This is a genomic window from Microcystis sp. M20BS1, assembly GCF_020245305.1.
GTDB classification, from domain to species: Bacteria; Cyanobacteriota; Cyanobacteriia; order Cyanobacteriales; family Microcystaceae; genus Microcystis; species Microcystis ichthyoblabe_A.
Genome location: NZ_JADBUZ010000054.1, coordinates 1 through 5,523, shown reverse-complemented (window position 1 = coordinate 5,523; position 5,523 = coordinate 1). Strand labels below are relative to the sequence as shown.

Annotated in this window: 5 protein-coding genes, 1 pseudogene and 1 riboswitch; of the genes and pseudogenes, 1 reads left to right on the top strand and 5 read right to left on the bottom strand. The window is 43.7% G+C overall.

Annotated elements, in window-relative coordinates; translation table 11 throughout:
- Positions 1 to 167 precede the first annotated feature (167 nt).
- The 5 genes and pseudogenes from IM507_RS05540 to IM507_RS05520 all read right to left on the bottom strand — a co-directional run.
- Positions 168 to 332 (bottom strand): annotated as a pseudogene (locus IM507_RS05540) (P-loop NTPase fold protein); the annotation flags it as partial.
- Between the two features lie 64 nt (positions 333 to 396).
- Complete coding sequence (gene cobI / locus IM507_RS05535; protein ID WP_123230977.1) at positions 397 to 1,101, bottom strand: precorrin-2 C(20)-methyltransferase; 705 nt, start codon at positions 1,099 to 1,101, stop codon at positions 397 to 399.
- Positions 1,098 to 1,724 carry a precorrin-8X methylmutase gene (locus IM507_RS05530; protein ID WP_016515704.1) on the bottom strand — a complete coding sequence of 209 codons (627 nt, stop codon included), beginning with the start codon at positions 1,722 to 1,724 and terminating at the stop codon, positions 1,098 to 1,100. The genes cobI and IM507_RS05530 overlap by 4 nt, the downstream gene beginning before the upstream one ends.
- 1 nt (position 1,725) lies before the next feature.
- Positions 1,726 to 3,150 (bottom strand): precorrin-3B synthase, encoded by a 1,425-nt coding sequence (gene cobG, locus IM507_RS05525; RefSeq protein WP_069475591.1) that lies wholly within the window; start codon positions 3,148 to 3,150, stop codon positions 1,726 to 1,728.
- A gap of 57 nt (positions 3,151 to 3,207) precedes the next feature.
- Positions 3,208 to 3,366: riboswitch (cobalamin riboswitch) on the bottom strand.
- Positions 3,337 to 3,972 carry a DUF3782 domain-containing protein gene (locus tag IM507_RS05520; RefSeq protein ID WP_287636752.1) on the bottom strand — a complete coding sequence of 212 codons (636 nt, stop codon included), beginning with the start codon at positions 3,970 to 3,972 and terminating at the stop codon, positions 3,337 to 3,339. It overlaps the preceding riboswitch by 30 nt.
- 63 nt (positions 3,973 to 4,035) lie before the next feature.
- Between IM507_RS05520 and cbiE the strand changes: the two genes are divergently transcribed.
- Positions 4,036 to 5,304, top strand: a complete 1,269-nt coding sequence (gene cbiE, locus IM507_RS05515; protein WP_123230974.1) for a precorrin-6y C5,15-methyltransferase (decarboxylating) subunit CbiE — start codon at positions 4,036 to 4,038, stop codon at positions 5,302 to 5,304.
- The last annotated feature ends 219 nt before the right edge of the window (positions 5,305 to 5,523 follow it).

Here is a 5,523-nt window from a genome sequence, read left to right as displayed (position 1 = left end):
GTTCGCCGCACCATCTCTCACTTATTAATAATGATTCCTAGTAAGCTCGCTCCTATCCCTAATTCTTTCGTTAGCTTTTTGCCTAGAATCGCTCGATCTATTTCTAGCGAGAGAAGCCAGAAGCCTTTGTTGGCAAATTTTTTAGCTCGCTTGTCCCCCTGTCAGAAAATCAACACCACTGACGGATCATCAGCAATCATCAAGTTAATCGCTTGCATCAACTCTGCTGATTTTGGATGTTTACAGCGATCTAAATCGTCAATAAATACATATACTCGATCATTCCCAATATAGGCATCGACAATTTTAGCAAAATCTTCATGAAATTCTTCCTATCATCTAAACCCGATAGGTTTTGTCAGGTAGGGGATAGAAGATTTAACTATGTCTATAGAATTATTGGAGTTTAGTTTTACTAGGAATCAGAATTAATGACCAGTAGGTGACAGCCTCTGGATCGATTTCGGTAATCGGAATAATTTGCTGATTGGGTAAGGTTGCTCGTTCGATGTAGAGGGCGCGTTCTAATAATCCTAATTCCTCGAGAATATCACGAACTTTAGCGAAATGTCTGCCTAATTTAATAATCGCTGCTGCATCGATAAATGCTAGGCGATCCCGCAATATTTCCGCCTCTAAAGTAGCGGGCATGATACTAAATACGTCATTTCGATAAGTGATAGGTACACCCAGCATTGCTGCACTTGCCATCACTGAAGAAATACCCGGCACGACTTCAATGGAAAAGCGATTGCACAAGCGATTAAAGATATACATAAACGTGCCATACAACATCGGATCGCCCACACATAGCACCGCCACATCTCGACCTAAGTTTAAATGTTCGGCGATATTTTCGGCGGCAATATCATAATGAGGTTGAGAACTGCGCTCGGCACTAAAAGGTAAAGGCATGGGAATTTCTATCTGCTCGGGACGGATAAAATCCGACACAATTGCTCGTGCCAAAACTTTGCCACTTTCTAAGGTAGGATAAGCAATTACCGGAACAGTTGTGAGAATCCGGTGTGCTTTTAGCGTCAACAATTCGGGATCACCGGGACCGATTCCTAATCCATAAAGTTTGCCTAATTTATTCATAATTCGTTCTCTTTTGCTAAAGCATTGACTGCTGCTGCTGCGATTGCGCTGCCGCCTCTACGTCCGTGTAGGGTAATAAATGGCACGCCACGACTATTAGTTGCTAATTCTGTTTTCGACTCTGCCGCTCCTACAAATCCCACGGGAAAGCCTAAAATCAAAGCCGGTTTAGCTACATTTTGATCGAGCAATTCTAGTAGGTGAAAAAGTGCGGTTGGTGCATTACCAATGGCTACCACTGCTCCAGCTAAATGAGGTTGCCAAAGTTCTAAAGCGGCAGCGGAGCGGGTATTATTAATTTGTCGTGCTAACTCGGTCACTTCTGGATAATTGAGGGTACAAATAATCGGATTATTTTTAGGTAAACGGGCTTTGGTAATGCCATTAGCGACCATTTGAGAATCACAGAGAATTGCTGCACCCCCAGCGAGAGCATTTCGTCCGATTTTAACCGCGTCTGGTGATGCTTCTAAATCTTCTGTTATGTCTGTCATCCCGCAGGAATGAATTAGACGAACTGCCACAGGGGCTAAATCATCGGGGAGATTTTTCCAGTTAGTTTCAGCCCGAATAATAGCAAAAGATTTGCGGTAAATTTCCTCACCATTCTTAATGTATTCCATTCTATTCATCTAAATTTTTTGATTTTTGGGAGCTTAAAATTTGGGCTATGAGCGGGGGAATCTTGGTAAATTCTCCCTCAAATATGGGTGTTTCTAAGAACTTTTGACTATCACCCACATAGACTTGATAAGCTTCTAGTATTTGGCCATTTTCCTCGATGGTAGTTCCTAAAAGGGTAATTTCCGCAGGACCCGGTTGAGCGCAGGATTTAGCACAACCCGTCAAGTGAATATTAACAGGAGAATTGCAGGTTAAGTGTTCCTGCAAATAATCTGCCAGGAGAGAAGCATGAATTTGAGTTGCAGTGGCCGCTGCCGCACAACCCGGTTTACCGCTACAGGCAACTATCCCCGCATCCCATCCGGGAGAAGCGGATAATCCTAGTGATGCCAGTTTTGGCAACAATTCTGACACTTTTTCATCGGGAATATCGGGTAATATAACAGTCTGCCAAGGGGTTAATCGTAACTGACCACTGCCAAAAGTTTCTGATAGTGCCGCTAATCCCCATAGTTGATTAGCCGTCAATTGTCCTAATCTTAATGATAGGCCAACATAAGACAATCTGGGTTGCTTTTGAGGATGAATTCCTAGATGAAAATAGGGTTGAGTAGAATGGGCAGCCTGCTGGTATTCTTGCCCTTGTATTATGCCGGTAGAAGTCCGATGTAATCGGGAGTTAACTTGTTCGAGATATTTTGTCAATCCCCAATCTTTGATTAGGTGTTTCATCCGAGGTTTTTTCCCCTTGATATTGGGGGTTTGTTGAACATAATTGACATAAACCTTTACTAGAGCTTTGACCACAGCTAAACAGTTTTCTGGCTCAATTAATAAGTCCGTGTCATATAATTGTTTATCTCCTCCAAGTGCTAATCGAAAGCAAACAAGAGAAGTTAAATTTGTCGGATTTTTGACGGTAATTGCCGATAGCTGAATCTCATTATAGCGGTGTTGCCAAGCCATAGTTGAACCAGTGCCAATTCCCACTGCACCACCGCCATCGATCCCGATACTAAATTTAGGACTTAGTTGGGCAATTGATGGATAATTTTGGATAAAATTATCTAATTCTTGGACTAATGGACGAGTATCGATCAATTCTTGGCAGTCAATTCCAGCCGTGGGACTGGACATGATATTACGCAGATGATCGATACTGGGGTTATGGGCAGCTAACCCTAATTTTTGCAGGGTTTGAAATTCTTCTAAACTGGGGGATTTTTGCAGTCCGCGAATTTGCAGATTTGCCCGATTGGTAACTTGTATTGTCGTCTGCCATTGTTCGAGCCAAGTGGCGATCGCTTTTCCCTGTGGAGAATTGAGCCATCCACCGGGGGTGCGGAGACGAATTAAAAATCCATCCTGGGCAGCAGTGCCATAAAATAAACCGGGACAAGCATTTGCTTCAACTAACCAATTCACCGTTGTTTGTTCTCCATGCGACGCAGAGAAGTAGTTAGAAAATTAGTTGTCTATACTACCGATCAAAAGCTTGTAATTGGTATTCTGACTCGCAAGGAAAAAGGGAAGATGTACTCTTTTTACTTTTTACTTGATTACAGCTGCGGCACAGTACCAGAATTGCACTGGACTTTCCCAAAGACAAGTTTAAGGATCATACCACGTTTTTGGTTGAAAATCAGTATCGTTAAGAATCGCTACATTTTCCCCCCTTTGTGCTAAGACAAATAAACCTTGACGATAAGCATATTTATCCGCTCCCTCTTCGATTTCAATGCCTGCTACTGCCCCATATAATTGTTTGTGGTTATATTCGGGAAAAAATTGCCTAAATTCTGTTAGATTATTGATTAATTCTTTGACATCATCTACACTTAAACTACTTTTAACTTCCACTACTAGCACATGATTTTCATTAGTTACTAACACATCAATTTCTAGGGTTTTACCGTCGAGACGTTTTCTGACTCTTTGACTAACTTGATGTACGGGAATATCACGATTTAAAAATAAAGTCTCACAAGCTGGGGCTACCATATTTTCGACAAAACGTCCCCATTTACCTCCAAGATTACCAATTTCTTTACTGAGTCTAGTAATTTGGCGATCGGTTTTTAAAGATTGTTCTTTGAGAATCCGCTCGGTTTCTAAAGATTGTTCTTTGAGAATCCGCTCCGTTTCTTGAAAGCGTCGCTCGGTTTCTTGAAAGCATCTTTCTGTCTCTTTTTGAGCTTCTACTAATTCGGCTAATAATTTCCAAACGTCATCGGCGGTGGTGGTCATAATTTTTCAGATAAATTAACTTAGCACTAACGCGATTATATCTTGTTTGAAGGATAGAGCCTGATGGCAGATAATGAAATAGTAGCGATTTTTTTTAATATGGCGGATCGCAATTGTAAGTCGAAATGGCTATCGATCATAGGAATTGGTGAAGATGGCTTAGAAGGTTTAAGTTCGGTGGGGCGAAGTCTGCTTTCTTTAGCATCAGTTATTGTCGGTGGTGAACGTCATCTGGCAATGTTACCCCCAGAGGATCAACGGCAAAAACTGCTCTGGACTTCTCCCATTCAAGACTCCATTAACGAGATTATCCGCCGTCGTGGTCAATCTGTCTGTGTTTTGGCCAGTGGTGATCCCATGTGCTACGGAATTGGTGTCACCCTCACCCGCCAGATTCCCCTGGAGGAAATGACGATTATTCCCTCTCCTTCTAGCTTTAGTCTTGCCTGTAGTCGTTTGGGTTGGTCCCTGAGTGAAGTGGAAACTTTGAGTTTGTGCGGTCGGCCCCTGGCTTGGTTGAATGGGGTGCTTTATCCCGGCGCTAAACTGCTGGTACTAAGCGCCGATGCCCAGACTCCGGCGATCGCTGCTCGGCTGCTCCGGGAGGGAGGTTTTGGCGAGAGTTCCATCACGGTTTTAGAACATCTAGGGGGAACCCGAGAACGCCACATTCAAGGCATCGCCAACGATTGGGAGTTTACAGATCTGGCGGATCTAAATGTCATCGCCATTAGCTGCATCTCCTCTAATCCTCCTACCCAGGCGCCGCGCCTTCCTGGACTGCCGGATTCTGCTTACCATCATGACGGACAGTTGACAAAAAGAGAAGTTCGTGCTATCACTCTGAGCAGATTGGCTCCCTTACCCGGACAATTGCTCTGGGATGTGGGGGCGGGTTGTGGTTCCATTGCCATTGAGTGGCTGCGTAGCGATCGCCGTTGCCAGGCTATTGCGATCGAACATCATCCCACCAGATTACAATACATTGCCGATAATGCCGCCGCCCTGGGAACGCCTCACCTGCAAATCGTCGCCGGAATCGCACCGAGCGCCCTGGAAGATTTACCGCAACCGGACGCTATTTTTATTGGTGGCGGTATCACCACACCCCACCTATTGGAAACCTGTTGGTTAGCCCTGCGCCCCGGGGGTCGTCTTATTGCCAATACTGTTACAATTGAAAGCGAATTAGTTCTCTTGCAATGGCATAGTAAATTAGGAGGGGAACTGCTGCGAATTGGCATTGAAAAAGCCGAACCGGTCGGCAAGTTTTTAGGTTGGAAAGCCATGGCCCCCGTAACCCAGTGGACTGTTCTGAAACCGAGATTGTAAATCCTTGATTTTCTCCTTGATCCCTCTTGCAAAAGTTGTAGATAGAACTTTTTGGATATTCTTTTTCTTTCTAATTAGTTAGGGCTTGCTGAATAAATCTAAAAACCTTGTTGGATAAGGCTTTTAGACTTTTTTTCCCTCAAAAAGTGCCGACCATTGGAGGGATCGGGGGTAAAATTCAGGTACTTTTTCCCTGAAAATTAGGTAACTGACTACCTC

Coding starts and splice junctions, on each gene's coding strand:
- cobI (WP_123230977.1), bottom strand. CDS start 1,101: ATGAATAAATTAGGCAAACTTTATGGATTAGGAATCGGTCCCGGTGAT.
- IM507_RS05530 (WP_016515704.1), bottom strand. CDS start 1,724: ATGGAATACATTAAGAATGGTGAGGAAATTTACCGCAAATCTTTTGCT.
- IM507_RS05520 (WP_287636752.1), bottom strand. CDS start 3,972: ATGACCACCACCGCCGATGACGTTTGGAAATTATTAGCCGAATTAGTA.
- cbiE (WP_123230974.1), top strand. CDS start 4,036: ATGGCAGATAATGAAATAGTAGCGATTTTTTTTAATATGGCGGATCGC.